This is a genomic window from Herbaspirillum rubrisubalbicans (genome assembly GCF_003719195.1).
GTDB lineage: Bacteria > Pseudomonadota > Gammaproteobacteria > Burkholderiales > Burkholderiaceae_D > Herbaspirillum > Herbaspirillum rubrisubalbicans.
The window spans coordinates 2,037,717-2,058,717 of record NZ_CP024996.1; the positions used below are offsets into that span (position 1 = coordinate 2,037,717).

The following is a 21,001-nucleotide window of genomic DNA, read 5'->3' on the forward strand; positions in this document are numbered from 1 at the left end:
GATGGGCGGGGCGCGCAGGAAAGTCCGTGCGCGAACTTGGCTACTAATGGCTAGCGATTGGTGGAATGATAAAAGATTTCCGCTTGTTTGATGCGGGGCAACTCAAGGCCACGAATGCGGGGTCGATAATGACTTATCCTGACAAAGGAGGAGGGAGGGCCTGCTCCGATCGGGGCGGTGTCCTATACAACGGGAATGGGGATGCAAATGAAAAACATGACGATAGGCACCCGCTTGGGGTTGGGCTTTGCCACGATTCTGGCGCTCATGGCGATGATCACGGGTATCGGAGTGTGGCGCCTGCAGGAAGTCAGCAAACTCAATGACGCCATGGTCAATGATGCGCTGGTCAAGGAAAGACTGGTCAATACCTTCTATAAATCCATCGAAGTCAACATCGGTCGCATCGTGGCGGCGGCCAAGAACCCGGACGTAGAGCAGCAGAAGTTCTACAAGCAGCAGATCATGTCCGTCATCAGCAAGAACAATGAGCTGGTCAAGCGCATGGACGAACTGTTCACCGATGAGGCTGGTCGCGCAGCGCTCAACGCCATCAATGAGCGTCGCAAGTCGGTGCTGGAGGCCAACACCGAGGTGTTCAAGGAAAAGGATGCTGGCAATGAACAGGCCGCACGCAAGGTGGTCGATGAAAAATTGCTGCCTAGCACACAGCTCTACATAGTGGCGATCGAAAAGCTGGCATCGATGCAGGCCGAACGCATCCAGATCCTGACGGCGCAAATCGATGACCTGTTCCAGACCGCGCGCAAGGTCATGATAGGGCTGGGCCTGGTAGCGCTCTTGCTGGGAGTGATCCTGGCCTGGTCCATCACGCGTTCCATCACTGCGCCGCTGCACAAGGCAGTGGAGGTGGCCAGCCGTGTCGCCAAGGGGCAGTTGGACAACAGCATCGAGGTGCGCGGCGGCGATGAGACAGGTCAGTTGATGCTTGCGCTCAAGGACATGAATGAGAAGTTGGTGGGCATCGTCAGTCGGGTGCGCCAGGGTACCGACACCATTGCCACGGCGTCTACCGAGATCGCCAGTGGCAACCTGGACTTGTCTGATCGCACCGAGCAGCAAGCCAGTTCGCTGGAAGAAACCGCATCAGCCATGGAGGAACTGACCTCCACCGTGAAGCAGAATGCCGACAATGCGCGCCAGGCCAACCAGTTGGCCAACTCGGCCTCCGAGGTGGCGGTGCAGGGTGGTTCGGTCGTCTCCGAAGTGGTGGCGACGATGGGGTCGATCAATGCTTCCTCGCGCAAGATCGTGGACATCATCGCAGTCATCGATGGCATCGCTTTCCAGACCAACATCCTGGCCTTGAATGCCGCCGTCGAAGCGGCGCGCGCGGGCGAGCAGGGGCGAGGCTTTGCCGTGGTGGCCTCGGAAGTGCGTACTCTGGCTCAGCGCTCGGCCAGCGCCGCCAAGGAAATCAAGGAATTGATTGGTGATTCGGTGGGCAAGGTGGAAGCCGGCAGCAAGCTGGTGGAGCAGGCCGGTGCGACCATGGATGAAGTGGTCGCCAGCGTACGCCGCGTGACCGACATCGTGGCCGAGATCAGTTCGGCCTCACAGGAACAGAGCGACGGCATCGAACAGGTCAACCAGGCCATCAATCTCATGGATGAAGCGACCCAGCAGAATGCGGCGCTGGTGGAGCAGGCCGCTGCCGCGGCGCGGCAGATGCAGGAACAAGCGGCGAGCTTGAGCGAGACGGTGAGCGTGTTCCGCTTGCAGGGATAAAAATGGACGGCAAAGCGCGCAGGCGCTTTGCTCGTGGCACCAAAACACAAAAGGCCGACTGACTTTCGTCAATCGACCTTTTTGTTTTGCTGCGCACTGAGGCACTCGGTCACGTCCCGCGACCCCGTCCGGCCTTACAAGGCCGGACTTTCTCGTCCCTCCCGCAAAGCGCGCAGGCGCTTTGCTCGTGCGCCCCAAAACACAAAAGGCCGACTGACTTGCGTCAATCGACCTTTTTTGTTTTGGTGCCCACGGAGGGACTCGAACCCCCACACCTCGCGGCACATGGACCTGAACCATGCGCGTCTACCAATTCCGCCACGTGGGCTGCGCTGTAAAGCGAAGACCGTTATTATAGATGGTTTGTGCCGACTGTCAATAACTTTCTCAAGCTCATTGCGGTTTTTTCGTTGCAATACGATGTCTCCACAGCCTTCCTACCCCGTATTGCGGTTAGGTAAATGGCCGCAACTCCGTTACACTAGGCACTTCCATCCGCTTGGGCGAAGTTCGCCTTGGCATTTATAACAATTGCGCGAAACGAAACTTTTGAGCCAATTTCCCTATTCCATTCCCAGCCGGGAAGAGATCCTCGGCATCCTGCGCACTTCGTCCGGCGCGCAAAATGCTGCTGCACTGGCAGCCGCGCTAGGCGTCAAGCCTGAAGAAATGGATGGCCTGACGCGCCGCCTCAACGCCATGGAGCGCGACGGCCAGATCAAGCCGGACCGTGCCGGCCACTACAAGCTGACCCATTCGCCCGATTTCATCCTGGGCCGGGTGTCGAGCCATCGCGATGGTTTCGGTTTCCTGCTGCCCGACGATGGTACCGATGACCTGTTCCTGCCAGAGAAGGAAATGCAGAAGGTCATGCATGGCGACCGCGTCCAGGCGCGTATCGTCGGTACCGACCGCCGCGGCCGCCCCGAAGGCACCATCGTCGAAGTGGTGGAGCGCGCCAATACCCACGTGATCGGCCGCCTGTTGAATGAAAACGGCGTCTGGGTGGTCGCGCCCGAAGACAAACGCATCGGCCACGATGTGCTGCTGGCGGGCCCGCCGGGCAAGGCCAAGGCAGGGCAGGTGGTCAGCGTGGAGCTGACCGAGCATCCCTCCCGCTATACGCAACCGGTGGGCAAGATCGTCGAGATCCTCGGCGACATCGATGACCCCGGCATGGAAATCGAAATCGCCGTGCGCAAGTATGGCGTGCCACACGAGTTCTCGGATGCCGCCAAGAAGCTCTCGGCCAAGCTGCCCAGCGAAGTCAAGGCGGCTGACCTGAAGGACCGTGTGGACCTGCGCGATGTGCCGCTGGTCACCATTGATGGCGAAGACGCGCGCGACTTCGATGATGCGGTCTACTGCGAACCGGTCAAGATCGGCCGCGCCAAGGGTTATCGCCTGATCGTGGCCATCGCCGATGTGAGCCACTACGTCAAGCCCAACGATGCGCTGGATGTGGATGCGCTGGAGCGTAGTACCTCCGTCTACTTCCCGCGCCGGGTCATCCCGATGCTGCCGGAAAAGCTCTCCAACGGTCTGTGCTCGCTGAACCCGGACGTGGACCGCCTGACCCTGGTGTGCGATGCCGTCATCACCGCCAAGGGTGAGATCAAGGCCTACCAGTTCTATCCGGCCGTGATCCACTCGGCAGCGCGTCTGACCTATACCGAAGTGGCCTCCATTCTGGCCAATACCAAGGGCCCGGAAGCGGCGCGTCGCATCGGCCTGGTGCCGCACTTGACGCACCTCTACGAAGTGTTCCAGGCGCTCTTGACGGCCCGCCAGGCGCGCGGTGCCATCGACTTCGAGACCACCGAGACCTACATCGTCTGCAACGCCGCCGGCAAGATCGAGAAGATCCTGCCGCGCACCCGCAACGATGCGCACCGCCTGATCGAGGAATGCATGTTGGCCGCCAACGTGTGCGCGGCCGACCTGTTGAAGCGTCACGATCATCCTGCGCTCTATCGCATTCACGCCGGCCCGACCAAGGAAAAGCTGACGCAGTTGCGTACCTTCCTGAAGCAGGTCGGCCTGCACCTGGGGGGCGGCGACACCCCCAGTGCCTCCGACTATGCCGAGCTGATGCCCAAGGTCAAGGCGCGCCCGGATGCGGTGCTGATCCAGACCATGCTGTTGCGCTCCATGCAGCAGGCCGTCTACAGCCCTGACAACATCGGCCACTTCGGCCTGTCCTACGAATCCTACGCGCACTTCACCAGTCCGATCCGCCGTTATCCCGACCTGCTGACCCACCGTGCCATCAAGGCCGTGCTGCAGGGCAAGCGCTACGAGCCCAAGGGTATCGACAGCGGCGCGCTCAATACCTCGATTTCGCCGGCTGCGCGCAAGGCGCAGGCGCTGCAGCGGGCCACCGACAAGGCCGCCGGCAAGAAGCCGCGTGGCGAAAGCGCGCTGGCCATCTGGGAAGCACTGGGTCTGCACTGTTCGGCCAACGAGCGCCGTGCCGATGAGGCTTCGCGCGATGTGGAAGCCTGGCTGAAGTGCTACTTCATCCGCGACAAGCTGGGCGAGGAATTCACCGGCACCATTTCCGGCGTGGCCACCTTCGGTATCTTCGTGCAGCTCGATGCGCTCTACATCGAAGGTCTGGTGCACGTCACCGAGCTGGGCGCCGATTACTTCCAGTACGATGAAGCGCGCCATGAGCTGCGCGGCGAGCGCACTGGCATCCGTTACCAGTTGACCGACCGCGTCACCGTGCAGGTCAGTCGGGTGGACCTGGATGCGCGCAAGATCGACTTGTCGCTGGTCAACGAGCCGGGCATCCGCACCTTGATCAAGAACGAAGCCAAGCGTGCCGAGACTGCTGCGCGCGGCAAGTCAGCCGGTAGCAAGCCGGCTGCGGGCAGCCAGCCGGCCGCACGCGGCAAGAAGGCCGCGGCATCCAAGCCGGCCACGGCAGTGGCCAAGCCCAAGGGCGGCGCCAAGGCCAAGGCCGGCAGCACCACTCATGCGCGCACCGGCGAGGCCGACCGCAAGCGTGCTGCCGCCAAGGGTTTCAACAAGGGTGGCAAGAAGAAGCGATGAGCATGTCCCCGGTCCAACCTGAAGCGGTTGACCGGGTTTGATGGAATGAGGAGCAACAGCTCCAAGCAAGACGAAAGACACAAGCAGGATCTATGAAGAGCAAAATGATTTTCGGCTTCCATGCCGTGACCTCCCGTATCCGCCACGAGGCTTCCTCGGTGGAAGAGATCTACGTGGATGCCGAACGCCGCGACCGCCGGATGCTGGATTTGCTGCACGCGGCCAAGGAAGCCAATGTGCGCATCATCCAGGCCGACGACCAGCGCTTGGGCGCCATGGTCGGCACGCGCCGCCACCAGGGGGTGGTGGCCAAGGCCGCCGCGCTGTCGCTGGCGCGCACCCTTGATGAACTGCTGGATGCCGTGGTCGGCCCGCCGCTGCTGCTGATCCTCGATGGCATCACCGATCCGCACAACCTGGGCGCCTGCCTGCGCGTGGCCGATGGCGCCGGCGCGCACGCCGTGATCGCCCCCAAGGACCGCGCCGTGGGCCTGAATGCGACCGCTATGAAGGTTTCCAGCGGCGCCTCCGACACCGTGCCTTATATCACCGTCACCAACCTGGCGCGTACCATGCGTGATCTGAAGGAACGTGGTGTGTGGATCATCGGTACTTCGGACGACGCCGAAAAGGGTCTCTACGAAGGTGACTTCACCGGCCCCACCGCCTTGGTCATGGGTTCCGAAGGCGAGGGGATGCGCCGCTTGACGCGCGAGACCTGCGACGTGCTGGTCAACATCCCCATGTTCGGCTCGGTCGAGAGCTTGAATGTGTCCGTGGCTTCCGGTGTGTGTCTGTACGAGGCGCGACGCCAGCGCTTGCCAAAGTAAGTCCGGTCATCCCGCATGACACCATCGCCGGACTTCGCGTCCGGCGATTTTTTTTTGCAGCACCTTTTCTTTCAACGTTTCAGGAAACACACCATGTTCAGCCGACTCAGAGAAGACATCGCCAGCATCCGCGCGCGCGACCCCGCCGCGCGCAATAGCTGGGAGGTGCTGACCTGTTATCCGGGCCTGCACGCGGTGATCCTGCACCGCTGGGCCCAGGCTTGCTGGAATGCAGAACTGAAGTGGCTGGGCCGCTTCATCTCGCAACTGGGGCGCACCCTGACCGGCATCGAGATCCACCCCGGCGCCACCATCGGCCGCCGTGTCTTCATCGACCACGGCATGGGCGTGGTCATCGGCGAGACCGCCATCGTCGGCGACGATTCCACCATCTACCAAGGTGTGACCCTGGGCGGCACCTCGCTGACCAAGGGCGCCAAGCGCCATCCCACGCTGGGGCGCGGCGTCATCATCGGGGCCGGCGCCAAGGTGTTGGGTGGCTTTACGGTCGGCGATGGCGCCAAGGTCGGCTCCAATGCGGTGGTGACCAAGGAAGTGCCGGCTGGCGCCACCGCGGTGGGCAACCCGGCGCGCATCGTCGAGCGCAATACGGCGCAGGCCGGCGAGCGTGAACAGCTGGCCGCAGCGCGCCTGTTTGCGGCCTATGGCGTGATGCCCAATGGCGATGATCCACTGTCCAAGGCGCTACATGGCCTGATCAATCAGGTGGCGGCGCAAGAGCAGCAACTGGAAGCCGTGCTGGCAGCCTTGCAGGGAGCGGGGATAGGGTGTCGGCGGATGGAAGAGGCCGGACAGTTCGACGCCGCGCAATTGAACCGGCTGGTCGATTGAGCGGCGGACCGCAGCCGAGAGTGTCCGGCTGCGGGGCAGTGCAACACGGGATCAGGCGATCTCGTGTCCGTCCACGTCATGCCGATGCAACACGCCATCGGCCGTCAGGCTGATCCAGCCGCCACGCGGCGTGGCGACGTCATATTCCCAATCCGGCAAGACATAGCGCAGCTTGCACTGCTCGCCTTCACCCAGGCGATGCAGGGCCGGGCGATGCGTATGGCCGTGGATCAATACATCCGTGCCGGTCTGCGCGAAGAGGGCATCGATGGCGCCGGCATTCACATCCATGATCGCCATTTCCTTGCTCTGGTTGGCGTCCTGGCTGTTCTTGCGAATGCCCTCGATGATGGCCTTGCGCTGCGCCAGCGGCATGGCCAGGAACTGCTGCTGGTAGGCTGGCTGGCGCACCTGGGCGCGGAAGGCCATGTAGGCCAGGTCATCGGTGCATTGCGCATCGCCGTGGGCCAGCGCCAGGGTACGGCCGGCCAAGGTGACGACATGCGGGTCGTCCAGCAGCGTCAGTCCTGCGGCAGCGGCAAAATCCTGGCCGACCAGGAAATCACGGTTGCCCGCCATCCAGTACAGTTGCACGCCCTGTACCTGTACAGTCTTGAGGGTGTCAGCAATCAGTTGGTTGTAGGGAGCAGTAAGGTCGTCGTCACCGGCCCAGTACTCGAACACGTCACCTAGCAGGTACAGTTGCTGCGTTTGAACGGCATGGCTTTGCAGGAAGGCCAGGAAAGCCTCGGTGGTGCGGGGCAGGGCGGCCTGCAAATGGAGGTCGGAAACAAAAAGCGCAACCGTCGGTTGCGCTTTTTGCATGAACTGGAAATCAGTCATGGTCGATGAGGGAGGCGGTCAAGGTCGAGCTTAGACCACTTCTGCCTTTTCGATCAGCACGTCTTCCGCAGGCACGTCGGCGAACATGCCGGTGCGGGTGGTCTTCACACCCTTGATCTTGTCGACCACTTCAGTGCCTTCGACGACCTTGCCGAAGACGCAGTAGCCCCAGCCGTCCTGGCCGGGGTAGTCCAGGAAGCTGTTGTTCTTGACGTTGATGAAGAACTGCGCCGAGGCCGAGTGCGGGGCGGCGGTGCGGGCCATGGCCAGGGTGTAGGGCTCGTTCTTCAAGCCATTCTTGGCTTCGTTCTCGATCGGCTCGCGGGTTTCCTTTTGCTTCATGCCGGGTTCGAAGCCGCCGCCCTGGATCATGAAGCCGTCGATGACGCGGTGGAAGATGGTGCCGTTGTAGTGGCCGGCGTTGACGTAGGCCAGGAAGTTCTCAACGGTCTTGGGAGCCTTCTCTGCATCCAGTTCGATCTTGATGGTGCCGTGGTTGGTGGTGAGCAGAACTGCCATGATGAATCCTTTGCTGGTGGGGGAAATGAAAAAAATCGGCGGGCGACGTCGGCCCGCCTTGGGTGCGGTACGGGAGGCTTGCCTTACTTGATCACGGTCGCCGATTCGATCACCACCGGGGTGGTCGGCACGTCACCGGCACCGGTACGCACCTGCTTGATCTTGTCGACCACATCAGCGCCAGCGATGACCTTGCCGAATACCGCGTAACCCCAGCCGTCCTGGCCGGGGTAGTTCAGGAAGCGATTGTCCGCCACGTTGATGAAGAACTGGGCGGTGGCCGAATGCGGTGCGGCGGTGCGGGCCATGGCCACAGTATAAACCTCGTTCTTCAAGCCGTTATTGGCCTCGTTCTTGATGGGGGCATCGGTCGGCTTTTCGCGCATGTTCTGGTCATAGCCGCCGCCCTGGATCATGAAGCCATTGATGACGCGGTGAAATACGGTGCCGTTGTACTGGCCCTTCTTGACGTACTTGAGAAAATTGTCGACCGAGACCGGGGCCTTTTCCGGGTTCAGTTCCAGGGTGATGTTGCCCATGCTGGTCTTGAGCAGTACGTGTGGGGCATCGGCGGCCAGGACCGGGGCGGCCAGCGTAGTTGACAGGGACAATGCTGCGGCCATGCGCAGCAGATGACGACGGGAGAGGATCATGCGTTGCCTTCGTAAATGATTTTCCATTGCGAGCCTTCGCGTACCCAGTACTGGCGTTTGCGGATGGCATTCTTGCTCTTGCCGACCGCGCTTTCCTGGGTAAACGTGCTCACGATCATGTCTTCCGGTGCGCCGGGATAGCGGAACAGGCTGACATCGCGCAGTTTGACACTGGTGTAGCGCGCGCCGTTGAGGCTCTTCTGCTGGCGACCGAACCAGGTGGCCAGGTTTTCGCCCTGGGCCGAGCGGAATTCCGGGGAGTAATACGACAGCACCTTGTCGGCATCCGCGTCTTCCAGCGACTGGCTCCATTGTTCCAGCATGGCCGAGGCGGCGTCGCGCTCCTTGGTCAGGCTGTTCTTGTTGACGAACTGCACGTTCTGGCTGATGACCACTACCGTCTTGCCGACCTCGGCGGTGGAATACAGACTCTGCAGATCGGGGTTGGCCAGCACCACGCAACCATCGGAAGACAGCGGCGGGCGGCTGAAATTGTCCGAGGGCGTGCCATGCAGCCAGATGCCATAGCCACTGCGGCCATTGCGTTTGTCCCATTCATTGGGATAGGACAGCGGTAGGGCCCCCGTGCCATAGAAGTCCGGCAGCTTGGGGCCGGGGATGCGGTTGTTGACGTAGTACACGCCGATGGGGGTACGCTGGTCACCGGACTTGGTCTTGTTGGCCCCCAGGCGGCCCTGCGAGATGTAGTAGTCGGTCATGTACTTCAGATCGCCGTCCTGGTTCTCGTAGACGTACATGCGCGAGCGGGTGGTATCGACCACCAGCACGTTCTTCTGGTCGTCGCCCACTTGCAGCACCGACTTGGGGATCAGATTGGGGTCCGGTTTTTCTTGCAGCGAACGGATGCGCACCATGGCTTCGTCGCGCAGTTCCTGAAGCTTGTCGGCCGGGCCATCGGCCATGGCGCCGAAATTGCGTACCGGGCGTGCGTGCATGAGCAGGAGGTCGCCGCGTACCAGGTGACCCAGGCGGAAGGTCGGATAGGCCGCCACCAGGGCGTCGGCCTTGGCCTGGGCTTCGCGCAGGCGGTTGGCGCCGAGATCCTTGTAGATATCGATGAGCAGGGCTTCCGGGTCGGGCTTGGCCGTTGGGGCGCCTGCCGTATTGCCTTGCGGCGGAATGGAAGACGAGGAGGCCACACTGCCCATCGCAGGCATCGCCGCCAGGCACAACATCAACAGGCGTCCCACCATGCGTGCGGGACGCCCTTGCAAAGCGCTAGCCACCAATTACCCTCCCGATCGTTCCTGTTTGATCAGCCATCGATTGCCCTGTTTGACGAAGATCAGGGTCTTGCGGCTGTCCACCGTCAGCCGATCCGAATTATATATCTGGCGATAGCGCACGGTGGCGGTGTTGCCATTGATGGCGACCGTGGCATTGCTGACCTTGACACTGATGCGCCCCTTGTCCTCGATGCGGGCGCGACGTTCTTCAGCCCATTCCTTGCGCGAAGCCCCGCGCGGCGTCTCGAAGTCGCTGGCATAGTGGCCCAGGTAGCCGCGCACATCCTTGTCGCTCCAGGACTTGGCCCAGCCATTCAAGGCGGCCAGCACGGCAGTCTTGTCCTGCTCGGCGCTGGCTTCGGCGCGGGCCTTTTCCTTGTCGGCGCGCGCCTTGTCCGCCTTTGCCTTTTCGGCGGCGGCCAGTTTCTCGGCCTTGGCCTTTTCGGCCGCGGCCAGCTTGTCGGCCTTGGCTTTCTCAGCAGCGGCCTGGGCGGCTTTTTCCTTCTCGGCGCGGGCAGCTTGTTCCTTGGCCAGTTTGTCTGCCTGTTCCTTTTCCTTCTGGGCCAGCAGTTCCTTCTGTTTCTGCTCGGCAGCAGCCTTGTCGGCGGCGGCCTTCTGGGCGCGCGCCTGTTCGGCGGCCAGTTGCTCGGCGCGGGCCTTCTCGGCGCGGGCCTTTTCCGCAGCTGCCTTGTCTGCCGCGGCCTTGTCGGCGGCCGCCTTCTCTGCTGCCGCCTTGTCAGCCGCGGCTTTCTCTGCGGCTGCCTTGTCTGCTGCGGCTTTTTCCTTCTCGCTGGTGGCCTTGGCGATGGCAGTCTTCTCTGCTTCGGCCTTGTCTGCCGCGGCTTGCTGTGCCAGTTTCTCGGCGGCCAGGGCGCGGTTGCGTTCCTGCTGCTCGGCGGCGGCGGCCTCGGCCTTGGCCTTGGCGTCGCGCTGGGCTGACGCGGCCGAGGCCAGGCGCGGTACGGTGCCGCCCGTGGTGTTGCCGTTGAGCGAGCGCAACAGCGTCAGCTTGGGTTGCGGCACGTTGGCGCCGGGATCGATCTGCAAGGCCTTGTCATAGGCCTGGCTGGCCAGCTTGGCATAGACGTCGCCCAGGTTTTCCAGCGCCGTGGCATAGGTCGGATTGGTGCGCATGGCCATGTCCAGCGCAGCCCTGGCCTTATCGTACTGGCCATCGGCGGCATACAGCACGGCCAGGTTGTTGTAGGGCTCGGGCAGGTCAGGGAAGTCTTCGGTGAGCTTGGTGAACACAGCAATGGCCTCGGCAGAACGGTTTTGTTCTGCTAAGATCAGGCCCTTCGTAAAACGCAGTTGCGCATCGCGCGGGTGTTTCGCCAGTACGGCATCGGTCCTGGTCAGTGCCTCGGCATACTGTCCGGCCCGCATCAGCTTGTTGATGTCAGACATTTCACTGGCATGAGCGAGGCTGGCCGGGCCCGCAAACAGGGCGGCCACCAGGCTGGACAATACGGCTGTCTTGTGGGCAGTCTTGCCGATCAAACCGCGCAAACCATGAATGGATGTCTGTTCTTGTGATTCTGGGGCCATGGTTTTATCGATGCTATACTCGAAGAAATTCGAAGAAAGCTGGCATTTTATATCAAACAAGTAAGACAAAAAGAGGTTTGGCTACCGTGACCCGTTCATGTTGCAATTGCTGATAGAACAATGAATCCCCGGCAGGGACCTGCCAGCGCCACGCGTTTTCACGGTGCCGGTCCCGCGCAAATTGCATGAACCAGGCGTCCCCACCGGTCCCGCCGAACCCAGAATTCCCATCCCATGAGCGAGCTCAAGATTTACAACACGCTAGCGCGTGATAAGCAGACCTTTTCCCCGATCGAACCCGGCAAGGTGCGCTTGTACGTATGCGGCATGACTGTGTATGACTATTGCCATATCGGCCATGCGCGGGTGCTGGTGGTGTTCGACATGGTGCAGCGCTGGTTGCGCGCCTCTGGCTACGCCGTGACCTACGTGCGCAACATCACCGACATCGATGACAAGATCATCAAGCGCGCCCTGGAAAACGGTGAAACCATCGCCCAACTGACCAATCGCTTCATCGACGCCATGAACGAGGATGCTGCCGCCCTGGGCGTGCAGCGCCCCGACCATGAGCCGCGCGCGACCAAGTACGTGCCGCAGATGCTGGAGTTGATCGGCAAGCTGGAAAAAAATGGCTTGGCCTACAAGGCCAGCGATGGCGACGTCAATTACTCGGTGCGCGACTTCCCTGGTTACGGCAAGCTCTCCGGCAAGTCGCTGGACGACCTGCGCGCCGGCGAGCGGGTGGATGTGAACACGGGCAAGCGCGATCCGCTGGACTTCGTGCTGTGGAAGGCGGCCAAGCCCAACGAGCCGAGCGAGGCCAAGTGGGATTCGCCCTGGGGCTGTGGCCGTCCGGGCTGGCATATCGAGTGCTCGGCCATGTCCAGCGATCTGCTGGGCGACCATTTCGACATCCATGGCGGTGGCCAGGATCTGCAATTCCCGCACCACGAAAACGAGATTGCCCAGTCCGAAGGCGCGCACCAACACACCTTCGTCAATTACTGGATGCACAACGGCTTCGTGCGCATCGACAATGAAAAGATGTCGAAGTCGCTGGGCAATTTCTTCACCATCCGCGACGTGCTCAAAAAGTATGACCCGGAGGTGTTGCGTTTCTTCATATTGCGCGCGCATTACCGCAGCCCGCTCAATTATTCCGATGCCCATCTGGATGATGCCCGCCAGGCGCTCACCCGCCTGTATACGGCCTTGAAGGACGTGCCGCCGGAAGCGGGCGGCTTGCTGGTCGATGAGGCTCATGCACAAAAGTTCACAGAGGCCTTGAACGACGACTTCAACACGCCGGTGGCGATGGCGGTGCTCTTCGAGCTGGTCAATGAAGTCAATCGCAGCCGTTCGCCGGTGCAGGCGCGTCAGTTGAAAGCGTTGGCCGGCATCCTGGGCCTCTTGCAGCGCGCACCGGACGACTACCTCAAGGGCGGCGTGGGCGCCGCGGACGGTCTGGGCGAAGCCGAGATCGAAGCGCTGATTGCCGCGCGCAAGGCGGCCAAGGCCGGCAAGGACTTCGCCGCAGCCGACCGCATCCGCGCCGAGCTGACTGCTGCCGGCATCGTTCTGGAAGACAAACCGGGCGGCCTGACCGAATGGCGGAGAGCTTGACTTGAATACCAACCGAAAAGCCAGTGACGCCGATCCCAGCCTGATCGTGCCGGCCTACTGGGAAGACGCCAAGGCCGAGCTGATGAAGCGCGACCGCATCATGCGCAAGATCATCCCGCAGTTCGGGGACTTGCAATTGACGGTGCGTGGCGATGCCTTCACCACGCTGGCGCGTTCGGTGATCGGCCAGCAGATCTCGACCAAGGCCGCCAATGCGGTTTGGCAGCGCTTCCTGCAAGCCTGTCCGCGCTGCACCCCGGGCCAGGTGATCCGTACCGGCCCAGAAGGGCTGGCCGCTTGCGGTTTGTCCAAGCGCAAGGCCGAATATATCCTCGACCTGGCCGCCCACTTCAAGGCCAAGACGGTACATCCCGACAAATGGGCGGAGATGGAAGACGAAGCCGTCATTGCCGAGATGATCCAGATCCGTGGGATTGGCCGCTGGACAGCCGAGATGTTTTTGATATTTAATCTGCTGCGCCCCAACGTACTGCCGCTGGATGACCTGGGATTGCTCAAGGGCATCAGCATCAGTTACTTCTCGGGGGAGCCCGTCTCGCGCAGCGATGCGCGCGAAGTCGCCGCGAACTGGGAACCGTGGCGCACCGTGGCCACCTGGTACCTGTGGCGCAGCCTGGATCCGCTGCCCTCCGATTATTGATCCAAGGGGAGGAGGGCGCAGGCACTGCTGGTGTATACTCCCGTCCTCGCAAGATTTTGAAGGCAAACCGATGCATCCGGGATCATCGAGCCGCAACCCGCACTGGGCCGGCATTTTCTCCGATTCTCGTCGCATCATCGGACTTGTTGAAAAAGGAACACAATGAGTAAATCGACAACGACTTTTCTGGGCTTCGAGCAGGCCATCGCCGAGCTGGATGCCAAGATCGAAGAGTTGCGTTTTGTACAGGACGACTCGGCCGTCGACATCTCCGAAGAGATCGAACGCCTGGTCAAGAAGAGCCAGCAACTGACCAAGGACATCTACGCCAAGCTGACGCCCTGGCAGGTCTCGCAGATTGCGCGCCATCCGCAACGTCCCTACACCATGGACTATGTGCGCGAAATCTTCACCGACTTCCACGAACTGCACGGCGACCGTACCTTTGCCGACGACCAGTCCATCGTCGGCGGTCTGGCCCGCTTCAATGGCCAGGCCTGCATGGTGATCGGCCACCAGAAGGGGCGCGACACCAAGGAACGCGCCATGCGCAATTTCGGCATGCCCAAGCCGGAAGGCTATCGCAAGGCCATGCGCCTGATGAAAGTGGCCGAGAAGTTCGGCTTGCCCATCTTTACCTTCGTGGACACCCCCGGTGCCTTCCCCGGCATCGATGCCGAAGAGCGCGGTCAATCCGAAGCCATCGGTCACAACCTGTACGTGATGGCCGAACTGAAGGTGCCGCTGATCGCCACCATCATCGGTGAAGGTGGTTCCGGCGGCGCACTGGCCATCGCCGTGGGCGACTCGGTGCTGATGCTGCAATATGCGACCTACTCGGTGATCTCGCCGGAAGGCTGCGCTTCCATCCTGTGGAAGACCGCCGACCGTGCCGCTGACGCCGCCGAAGCGCTGGGGCTGACGGCGCACCGCCTGAAGGCCATTGGCCTGATCGACAAGATCGTCAACGAACCGCTGGGCGGCGCCCATCGCGATCCCAAGCAGATGGCCAGCCTGCTCAAGCGCGCGCTGTCGGATTCGCTGCGCCAGTTCCAGGGCATGAAGACCAAGGATCTGCTGGCTGCACGTCACGAAAAGCTGATGGCTTACGGCAAGTTCAAGGAATTGAATTCGGCGGAATAATCCCTCGGTTTCATTCTTCCTCGATCCAGGCGCCAGCGATTGCTTCGCTGGCGTTTGTCTTTCCGGCCCCGATTTTCTTCCATGTCCGATCATCCTTCCTCTTCCCCCGACAAGTCCTTGGCCAGCCTGATGCAGGCACTGCAGGCCACGCTCGCGGCCACCGGCTTCGATGTCGAGCGCGATACGCTGGCCGTGGCCTACAGCGGCGGGCTCGATTCCACCGTACTGTTGCAGGTGGCCGCGCAGTGGGCACAGGACAGTGGCGGCCAGGTGGTGGCGCTGCATGTGCACCACGGCTTGTCGGCCAATGCCGATGCCTGGTGGGCCCATGCACAGGCGTTTTGCGCGCAGCGCGGCCTGCCTTGTGCAGCCGAACGGGTGCAGTTGGCGCGGGTGGCCGACAGTGGCATCGAAGAAGCGGCGCGCCTGGCCCGCTATGCCGCGCTGGGACGACTGTGCCGCCAGCATGGCGCGCCCTTGCTGCTGACCGCGCATCACCTGGATGACCAGGCCGAGACGGTGCTGTTGCAACTGCTGCGTGGCAGTGGCCTGGCCGGGATGTCGGGCATGGATCATTGCAATACCGCCCCCGGCTTGCTGGGTGACGCCCACACCCTGGTGGTGCGCCCCTTCCTGGGCGTGCCTCGGGCGCAACTGGAAGCAGTGGCGCGCGCACTCGCGCTGGTATGGATCGAGGACGAATCCAACCAGGATCCGCGCTACACCCGCAACGCCTTGCGCCACCAGGTCATGCCCACGCTGGGCCAGGTTTTCCCCGGCTACCAGCAGCGCCTGGCGCGCGCAGCCGGACATGCGCAAGGTGCGCAGGAGCTGCTGCGCGAAGTGGCCCAACAGGATCTGGCGCAATGCCGCCAGGACGATCACCTGCTCATGCCGGCGCTACGGGGCTTGAGTGAACAACGGTTCCTGAACCTGATGCGCCACTGGTTTGCGCTGCGCGGGATGCGGATGCCTTCGGCGGCCTGGATGCAGGAAATGCGCAGCCAGTTGCTGCAGGCCGACGTCGAGGCGCAATTGTGCGTGTCGCACCCGGATGGCGAGGTGCATCGCTACCGCGAGCGCGTCTTCCTGGCGCCGCGCCGCATCGCGCCCGATGAGGGCGCATCCTTGTCCCTGCGCTGGGAAGGGCAGGCGCAGGTGCGGGTGGCGGCGTTCTACGGCACCTTGCATTTCGATTCCATCGCCAGCGATGAAGTGCGGCCCGGCCTGGATGCCACCTGGCTGCGCTCGCAGGCGCTGCTGGTGTGCGGGCGCAGTGGTGGAGAGCGCATCAAGCTGGGCGTGAATCGCCCGGCGCGCAGCCTCAAGCAGCAGTACCAGAGTGCCGACGTGCCGGCCTGGGAGCGGCCTTTCCTGCCGCTGGTGTGGGCCGGCGAGACCCTGCTGTTTGCCGCCGGCATCGGCATGGATAGCGCACATCTGGTCGCATCGGGTGAGCGCATTGCCTTGCGCTGGCAGCCTGATTGAAGCGGGAAAATAAAAATAATTTAGCGCATTTTAAAAATATAAAACGATATAAAAAATATCGCCCCCGAACCTGATGGTGCGGGGGCGATATCCCTGTCATCCCTGACATGGCCGGGTCTCAAGGGCCCGGGGTGATGCTCCTTGCGGACCGCTTACTTGGCGGCGCCGTCAGCAGCCGGCTTGGCTTCGGTGCCGGCAGCTTCCTTCTTTTCCGCCTTCTTTTCTACCTTCTTTTCAGCTTTCTTTTCGACCTTGCCTTCGGTCTTGCCTTCTTCCTTCTTTTCTTCCTTTTTCTCTGCCTTCTTTTCCGACTTCTTGTGCTTGGCGTGGTGTTCAGCCTTGGCCTTCGGAGCGGTCTCGGTCTTGGCGGCTTCCGCCTTGGCCGGTGCTGCAGTGGTGGTGGCCGGGGCAGCGGTGCTGCCGGTCTGGGCGAACACGGGCAGGGTCAGGGCCGACAGCAGGGAGGCAACGATGATGGTCTTGGTCTTCATGATGATGTCCTTTCAGAGACAGATGTCTGGTATGCGTTGAGTAGTACGGTGTGAAATCAGATGTGCTGCTTGCAGTCTTGCTGGCTTACTTGGTCTTGGCGGCGCTGTCGGCGGCTGGCTTGGCTTCGGAGCCAGCAGCTTCCTTCTTTTCAGCCTTCTTGTGCTTGGCGTGGTGATGGCTGGCCTTGTGCTTGGTTTCGGTCTTGCCGGCTTCCGCCTTGGCCGGGGCTGCTGCCGTAGCGGCAGCCGGGGCAGCGGTGCCGCCGGTCTGCGCGAACACCGGCAGGGCCAGTGCGGTCAGCAGGGAAGCGACGATGACGGATTTGGTTTTCATGGCAATTTCCTTTAGAAAGTGGTTGTTACGCTCGGCGCTTGATTTTGCGTAATCGCTTCATCGTTTCGTTGCGCCTTGCTTCCTATAACGAGCCGTCGACGTGAAAGACGACGTCAAAGTGTTTCAATTCATCATGTATTTGTAAGCATTCGTTGCTGCTTTGCTTATAATGGTTAACTCCATATTGCACAGTGCGCCCCCGCCCTTCGATCGAGTCCCTCATGGCCTATCAAACCTGGATCACCTTCTTCTTCGCTGCCTGCGTCATTGCGATCTCGCCCGGTTCGGGCGCCGTGCTCTCCATGAGCCACGGCCTCAATTACGGCGTGCGCCGCACCAGCGCCACCATCCTCGGGCTGGAAGTCGCGCTGGTGGTGGTCCTGGTCATTGCCGGAGCCGGTGTGGGCTCGCTGCTGGTGGCCTCCGAGCCCGCCTTCAACGCCGTCAAGATCGCCGGCGCGCTGTACCTGATCTATCTTGGCTTCTCGCAATGGCGCGCCCCGGTGCCGACCGAGCAGGAAGGCGAAGCCATCGACGCCGCCAATGCCGTGGCCCGCGCCCAGCGCGGCCAGGCTTGGTGGCAGCGCTGCATCACCGGCTTTTTGACCAATGCCACCAATCCCAAGGGCATCGTCTTCATGGTGGCGGTGCTGCCGCAGTTCATCGACCACGAACGCCCCTTGGGGCTGCAACTGCTGGTGTTGGGGTTGACCATGGTGGCGGTGGACGTGGTGGTGATGCACGGTTATGCCTTCGCGGCCAGCCGCCTGCAACGTTTCTTCCGCAGCCAGAAGGCGCTCAAGGCGCAGAACCGCTTCTTCGGCGGCGTGCTCATGCTGGTGGGGGCCGGGCTGTTCTTCGTCAAGCGTACCCAGCATTGAGATCGTTTCACTGCCTCAGGCAATCCGGCAATCCGGCAATAAAAAACCCGCAAGGCGACTTGCGGGTCAGATTGATGACAAAGCCTTGGCGAGAGCCAAGGCTTTGTTGTTTAATCGGTCATGCTCAAAAAACCGACAGCCGCCCAGCACGAGTTAGAGATGGTGACCATCGAGATGCTCGTGCCCAAGGACCACCTGCTGCGCAAGATCGACGCGGCGGTGGATTTCGAGTTCATCCGAGAGAAGGTGGCGCATCTGTATTGCGCCGACAATGGCCGCCCGGCACTGGACCCGGTGGTACTCTTCAAGCTCTTGTTCATCGGTTACCTCTTCGGTATCCGCAGCGAGCGCCAGCTCATCCGCGAGGTCCAGGTCAATGTGGCCTATCGCTGGTTTGCCGGATTCCGTTTGACCGACAAGGTACCGGACTCCTCCACCTTCTCCCAGAACCGGCGCCGCCGCTTCATTGATACCACCGTCTATCAAGAGATCTTCGACGAGATCGTGCGCCAGGCCATTGGACGCGGCATGGTCGATGGCCGTGTGCTCTACAGCGACAGCACCCACCTCAAGGCCAACGCCAACAAGAACAAGTTCGACTACGTTCAAGTTACCCAGACCCCCTCGGCCTATCTGGCCGAATTGGATGCCGCTGTGGATATCGACCGTGCCGAGCATGGCAAGAAACCGCTCAAGCGTGACGACGATGATGAGCCGCCCACCAAAGAGATCAAGGTCAGTCGCACCGATCCCGAGAGCGGCTACATGGTGCGCGACGACAAGCCCAAGGGCTTCTTCTACCTGGATCACCGCACCGTCGATGCCAAGCATTCCATCATTACCGATACCCATGTCACGCCCGCCTCAGTCCATGACAGTCAGCCTTATCTGGCGCGCCTGGATCGTCAGCGCCAGACGTTCGGATTTGATGTACAGGCCGTTGGCCTGGATGCGGGCTACTTCACACCGGCCGTCTGCCAGGGACTGGAGAATCGCGAGATCAGCGGCGTGATGGGCTACCGCACACCCAACCACAAGCCGGGGACATTCTTTAAACGGGCGTATGAGTACGATGCCTACCGTGACGAATACATCTGCCCGCAGGGTCAACCCTTGCGCTACAGCACGACCAATCGACTGGGGTATCGGGAATACAAATCCAACCCTGAGCAATGCCGAGGCTGCAAGGTACGCGAGCAATGCACCAATAGCGCCAATGCGGTCAAGGTGGTGACGCGCCATGTGTGGGAGCGTTCCAAGGAGAAGGTGGATGATCGGCGTCGTACCGAATGGGGCAAGCGCATCTATGCCCGACGCAAGGAAACGGTAGAACGCAGCTTCGCCGACGCCAAGCAATTGCACGGACATCGTTATGCCCGTATGCGGGGATTGCGCAAGGTCGCCGAGCAGTGCTTGTTGGCGGCGGCGGCCCAGAACATGAAGAAGATTGCCCTGTTGGTGGCGCGCTTGCGCGCGCTTTTACACGGCTTGAGCGCCTCTGCCAGCGTACAAAAGTGGCTACAGCGAAAAATGAGCGCCTTGCTTGGCTTCTGCGCCATCGACCATCTGCAAATTACCTGCGCCTGAAAAACAAAACCCCGTGTTCGAAAACACGGGGTTCGTCATCAACCTGACCCGCAAGGCGACTTGCGGGTTTTTTCATGGGCCACCGGGTGAGGTGGCCAGAAGAACAGAATTACTTCTTCTTCAGGCAGGAAGACATGAAGGCCTTGCGTTCGTCGCCCTTCTTGCCAGCGGCGTCGGCATTACATTGCTTCATCTTGTCTTGCTGCGTGGCCGGCTTGGGTTGTTCCTTCTTCAGGCAGGAGGACATGAAGGCCTTGCGCTCATCGCCCTTCTTGCCGGCCGCGTCGGCGTTGCATTGCTTCATCTTGTCCTGCTGCGCATTCTGCGCCATGGCAGGAGAACTGAGCAGCAGCGGGGCGGCCAGCGCGAAAGTGGTCATGGCGAAGATCAGTTTTTTCATGGAAGACTCCCTGGGGCAGTGTGGAATGGTTTGCCTGTTTATTCAGACGGGAGCATTACAGCATGAAAGTTTATGACTGCCTAGCGCACGCAGTTCAGATCACCCTCCTGGCAACCGGCCAGTGCCTTGAGTTCGTCGGCGCGCTGGCGCGTCTTGTCGGCCAGGCAGGTCTGGCGCGCCAGCTCGCCTGCTGATCCCCTGGCGCTGGCCGAACTCTGGAAGCGGCAGGACAGGTCGCGGTATTTCAACCAAGCCAGTTGTACCTCGCGCAGCTGGTTCTGCTGTGCCTTGTTGAGTTTGTCGCGATAGGCCATGTAGGTGGCATTGAGATCGGCATCGTTCTGGGTCAGCGTCTCCGAGGCGCACGCATTCATCTCGGCCTGGGTGGCGGCCTTGGTGCAATCGGCGGCAAAGGCACTGCCGGCACACAGCAGCAGGGTGGCTGCCAGCAGGTGCAAGCAGCGCAGGGGGGCTTTCATGGTCGAACTCCATCTAGTCTGAACACCCGTTACAACAGCTTGTTGCCCGGCAGTAAGCAGGCTCGATACCGCAGTTTGGAACGGGTCGGGATAAAATCACATTTTGCCTGTCTTAGAAGAAGACAGAGGAGTGCGGTTCTCACCGGCTTGAAACGAAATTGCAACAAGCCGTATCCATCGTCCTCCCCCCACATCGTCGACAAGGAGTAGTGCAGATGGGATTGAGCTGGTTATCCGCGATCAAATTGATTCCCTGGGGCGACGTGGTCCAGGCCACGCCCGGCATCGTCAAGGGCGCGCGCGAGCTGTGGTCGCGCACGCGCAAGGCCAAGACAGCCGTCGATGCGCAGCAGGTCAAGCCGGTGGGCAGCGATGTCGATCAACTGGGGCAGCGCCTGGCCCAACTGGAGGCCGAACAACTGGAAGCGACCCAGTTGATCAACACCCTGGCCGAGCAGAATGCGCAACTGGTGGCAACCATGGACCGGATGCGTCGCCGGCTGCAACTGCTCACTGCCGGCTGCGTGCTGCTGGCCCTGGGCGTGGCGGGGCTGTGGCTGCGCTGACCTCCAGCGTCCTGCATTCTTTTCCTTTTTCTTCCTCCCTGGCTCCT

The 21,001-nt window shown here is 61.6% G+C and carries 20 protein-coding genes and 1 tRNA gene; 11 read left to right on the forward strand and 10 right to left on the reverse strand.

Annotated features, from left to right (window positions below; genetic code table 11):
• Window positions 1-207 precede the first annotated feature (207 nt).
• Window positions 208-1,749, forward strand: a complete 1,542-nt coding sequence (locus RC54_RS09080) for a methyl-accepting chemotaxis protein (RefSeq protein WP_061790642.1) — start codon at window positions 208-210, stop codon at window positions 1,747-1,749.
• Window positions 1,750-1,992: 243 nt separating this feature from the next.
• Here RC54_RS09080 and RC54_RS09085 read toward each other — a convergent pair.
• A tRNA-Leu gene (locus RC54_RS09085) sits at window positions 1,993-2,077 on the reverse strand.
• Between the two features lie 221 nt (window positions 2,078-2,298).
• Between RC54_RS09085 and rnr the strand changes: the two genes are divergently transcribed.
• From rnr to cysE, 3 genes are all read left to right on the forward strand, one after another.
• Complete coding sequence (gene rnr, locus RC54_RS09090; protein ID WP_061790636.1) at window positions 2,299-4,806, forward strand: ribonuclease R; 2,508 nt, start codon at window positions 2,299-2,301, stop codon at window positions 4,804-4,806.
• Between the two features lie 92 nt (window positions 4,807-4,898).
• The gene (rlmB, locus tag RC54_RS09095; RefSeq protein ID WP_017450760.1) at window positions 4,899-5,636 is read left to right on the forward strand and encodes a 23S rRNA (guanosine(2251)-2'-O)-methyltransferase RlmB; all 738 of its coding nucleotides are present in this window, start codon (window positions 4,899-4,901) and stop codon (window positions 5,634-5,636) included.
• Between the two features lie 93 nt (window positions 5,637-5,729).
• Window positions 5,730-6,488 (forward strand): serine O-acetyltransferase, encoded by a 759-nt coding sequence (gene cysE, locus RC54_RS09100; RefSeq protein WP_061790637.1) that lies wholly within the window; start codon window positions 5,730-5,732, stop codon window positions 6,486-6,488.
• A gap of 51 nt (window positions 6,489-6,539) precedes the next feature.
• Here cysE and RC54_RS09105 read toward each other — a convergent pair whose 3' ends face one another.
• The 5 genes from RC54_RS09105 to RC54_RS09125 all read right to left on the reverse strand — a co-directional run bounded on the left by RC54_RS09105 (window position 6,540) and on the right by RC54_RS09125 (window position 11,298).
• Entirely contained in the window at window positions 6,540-7,331 is a 792-nt protein-coding gene (locus RC54_RS09105; protein ID WP_061790638.1) for a UDP-2,3-diacylglucosamine diphosphatase, read from the reverse strand.
• 30 nt (window positions 7,332-7,361) lie between these two features.
• Window positions 7,362-7,850 carry a peptidylprolyl isomerase gene (locus tag RC54_RS09110; RefSeq protein WP_058895093.1) on the reverse strand — a complete coding sequence of 163 codons (489 nt, stop codon included), beginning with the start codon at window positions 7,848-7,850 and terminating at the stop codon, window positions 7,362-7,364.
• An 83-nt stretch (window positions 7,851-7,933) separates the two neighbouring features.
• On the reverse strand, window positions 7,934-8,503 hold the full coding sequence (locus RC54_RS09115) for a peptidylprolyl isomerase (RefSeq protein ID WP_017450764.1): 570 nt from the start codon (window positions 8,501-8,503) through the stop codon (window positions 7,934-7,936).
• On the reverse strand, window positions 8,500-9,717 hold the full coding sequence (locus tag RC54_RS09120) for a L,D-transpeptidase family protein (protein ID WP_123020421.1): 1,218 nt from the start codon (window positions 9,715-9,717) through the stop codon (window positions 8,500-8,502). Before RC54_RS09120 ends, RC54_RS09115 begins: the two co-directional genes overlap by 4 nt.
• Before the next feature lie 36 nt (window positions 9,718-9,753).
• Window positions 9,754-11,298 carry a nuclear transport factor 2 family protein gene (locus tag RC54_RS09125; protein ID WP_058895095.1) on the reverse strand — a complete coding sequence of 515 codons (1,545 nt, stop codon included), beginning with the start codon at window positions 11,296-11,298 and terminating at the stop codon, window positions 9,754-9,756.
• A gap of 234 nt (window positions 11,299-11,532) precedes the next feature.
• Here RC54_RS09125 and cysS point away from each other — a divergent pair, with 234 nt between their 5' ends.
• The 4 genes from cysS (at window position 11,533) to tilS (ending at window position 16,216) form a co-directional block, all read left to right on the forward strand.
• Complete coding sequence (cysS, locus tag RC54_RS09130; RefSeq protein WP_061790639.1) at window positions 11,533-12,924, forward strand: cysteine--tRNA ligase; 1,392 nt, start codon at window positions 11,533-11,535, stop codon at window positions 12,922-12,924.
• Window position 12,925: 1 nt separating this feature from the next.
• Window positions 12,926-13,585 (forward strand): DNA-3-methyladenine glycosylase family protein, encoded by a 660-nt coding sequence (locus RC54_RS09135; RefSeq protein ID WP_017450768.1) that lies wholly within the window; start codon window positions 12,926-12,928, stop codon window positions 13,583-13,585.
• Window positions 13,586-13,747: 162 nt separating this feature from the next.
• On the forward strand, window positions 13,748-14,728 hold the full coding sequence (locus RC54_RS09140; RefSeq protein ID WP_017450769.1) for an acetyl-CoA carboxylase carboxyltransferase subunit alpha: 981 nt from the start codon (window positions 13,748-13,750) through the stop codon (window positions 14,726-14,728).
• 81 nt (window positions 14,729-14,809) lie between these two features.
• Entirely contained in the window at window positions 14,810-16,216 is a 1,407-nt protein-coding gene (tilS, locus tag RC54_RS09145) for a tRNA lysidine(34) synthetase TilS (RefSeq protein WP_061790640.1), read from the forward strand.
• Between the two features lie 152 nt (window positions 16,217-16,368).
• On the opposite strand, the gene RC54_RS09150 is transcribed toward tilS, so the two are convergent.
• Together RC54_RS09150 and RC54_RS09155 are read right to left on the reverse strand one after the other, a co-directional pair.
• Window positions 16,369-16,707, reverse strand: a complete 339-nt coding sequence (locus RC54_RS09150; protein ID WP_061790641.1) for a hypothetical protein — start codon at window positions 16,705-16,707, stop codon at window positions 16,369-16,371.
• 85 nt (window positions 16,708-16,792) lie between these two features.
• Window positions 16,793-17,041, reverse strand: coding sequence for a hypothetical protein (locus tag RC54_RS09155; RefSeq protein WP_058895098.1), 249 nt, complete (start codon window positions 17,039-17,041; stop codon window positions 16,793-16,795).
• 221 nt (window positions 17,042-17,262) lie between these two features.
• Here RC54_RS09155 and RC54_RS09160 point away from each other — a divergent pair, with 221 nt between their 5' ends.
• Together RC54_RS09160 and RC54_RS09165 are read left to right on the forward strand one after the other, a co-directional pair.
• Window positions 17,263-17,922: a LysE family transporter gene (locus RC54_RS09160; protein WP_058895099.1), complete on the forward strand. Its 660-nt coding sequence runs from the start codon at window positions 17,263-17,265 to the stop codon at window positions 17,920-17,922.
• A gap of 120 nt (window positions 17,923-18,042) precedes the next feature.
• Entirely contained in the window at window positions 18,043-19,509 is a 1,467-nt protein-coding gene (locus RC54_RS09165) for an IS1182 family transposase (protein ID WP_058896034.1), read from the forward strand.
• 109 nt (window positions 19,510-19,618) lie between these two features.
• Here the strand turns inward: RC54_RS09165 and RC54_RS09170 are convergent, their stop codons facing one another.
• Window positions 19,619-19,909: a PsiF family protein gene (locus tag RC54_RS09170; protein ID WP_017450774.1), complete on the reverse strand. Its 291-nt coding sequence runs from the start codon at window positions 19,907-19,909 to the stop codon at window positions 19,619-19,621.
• 80 nt (window positions 19,910-19,989) lie between these two features.
• Window positions 19,990-20,388 (reverse strand): lysozyme inhibitor LprI family protein, encoded by a 399-nt coding sequence (locus tag RC54_RS09175; RefSeq protein ID WP_058895100.1) that lies wholly within the window; start codon window positions 20,386-20,388, stop codon window positions 19,990-19,992.
• A gap of 215 nt (window positions 20,389-20,603) precedes the next feature.
• On the opposite strand from RC54_RS09175, the gene RC54_RS09180 reads away from it, so the two are divergent.
• Window positions 20,604-20,954 carry a hypothetical protein gene (locus tag RC54_RS09180; protein ID WP_058895101.1) on the forward strand — a complete coding sequence of 117 codons (351 nt, stop codon included), beginning with the start codon at window positions 20,604-20,606 and terminating at the stop codon, window positions 20,952-20,954.
• Window positions 20,955-21,001 lie beyond the last annotated feature (47 nt).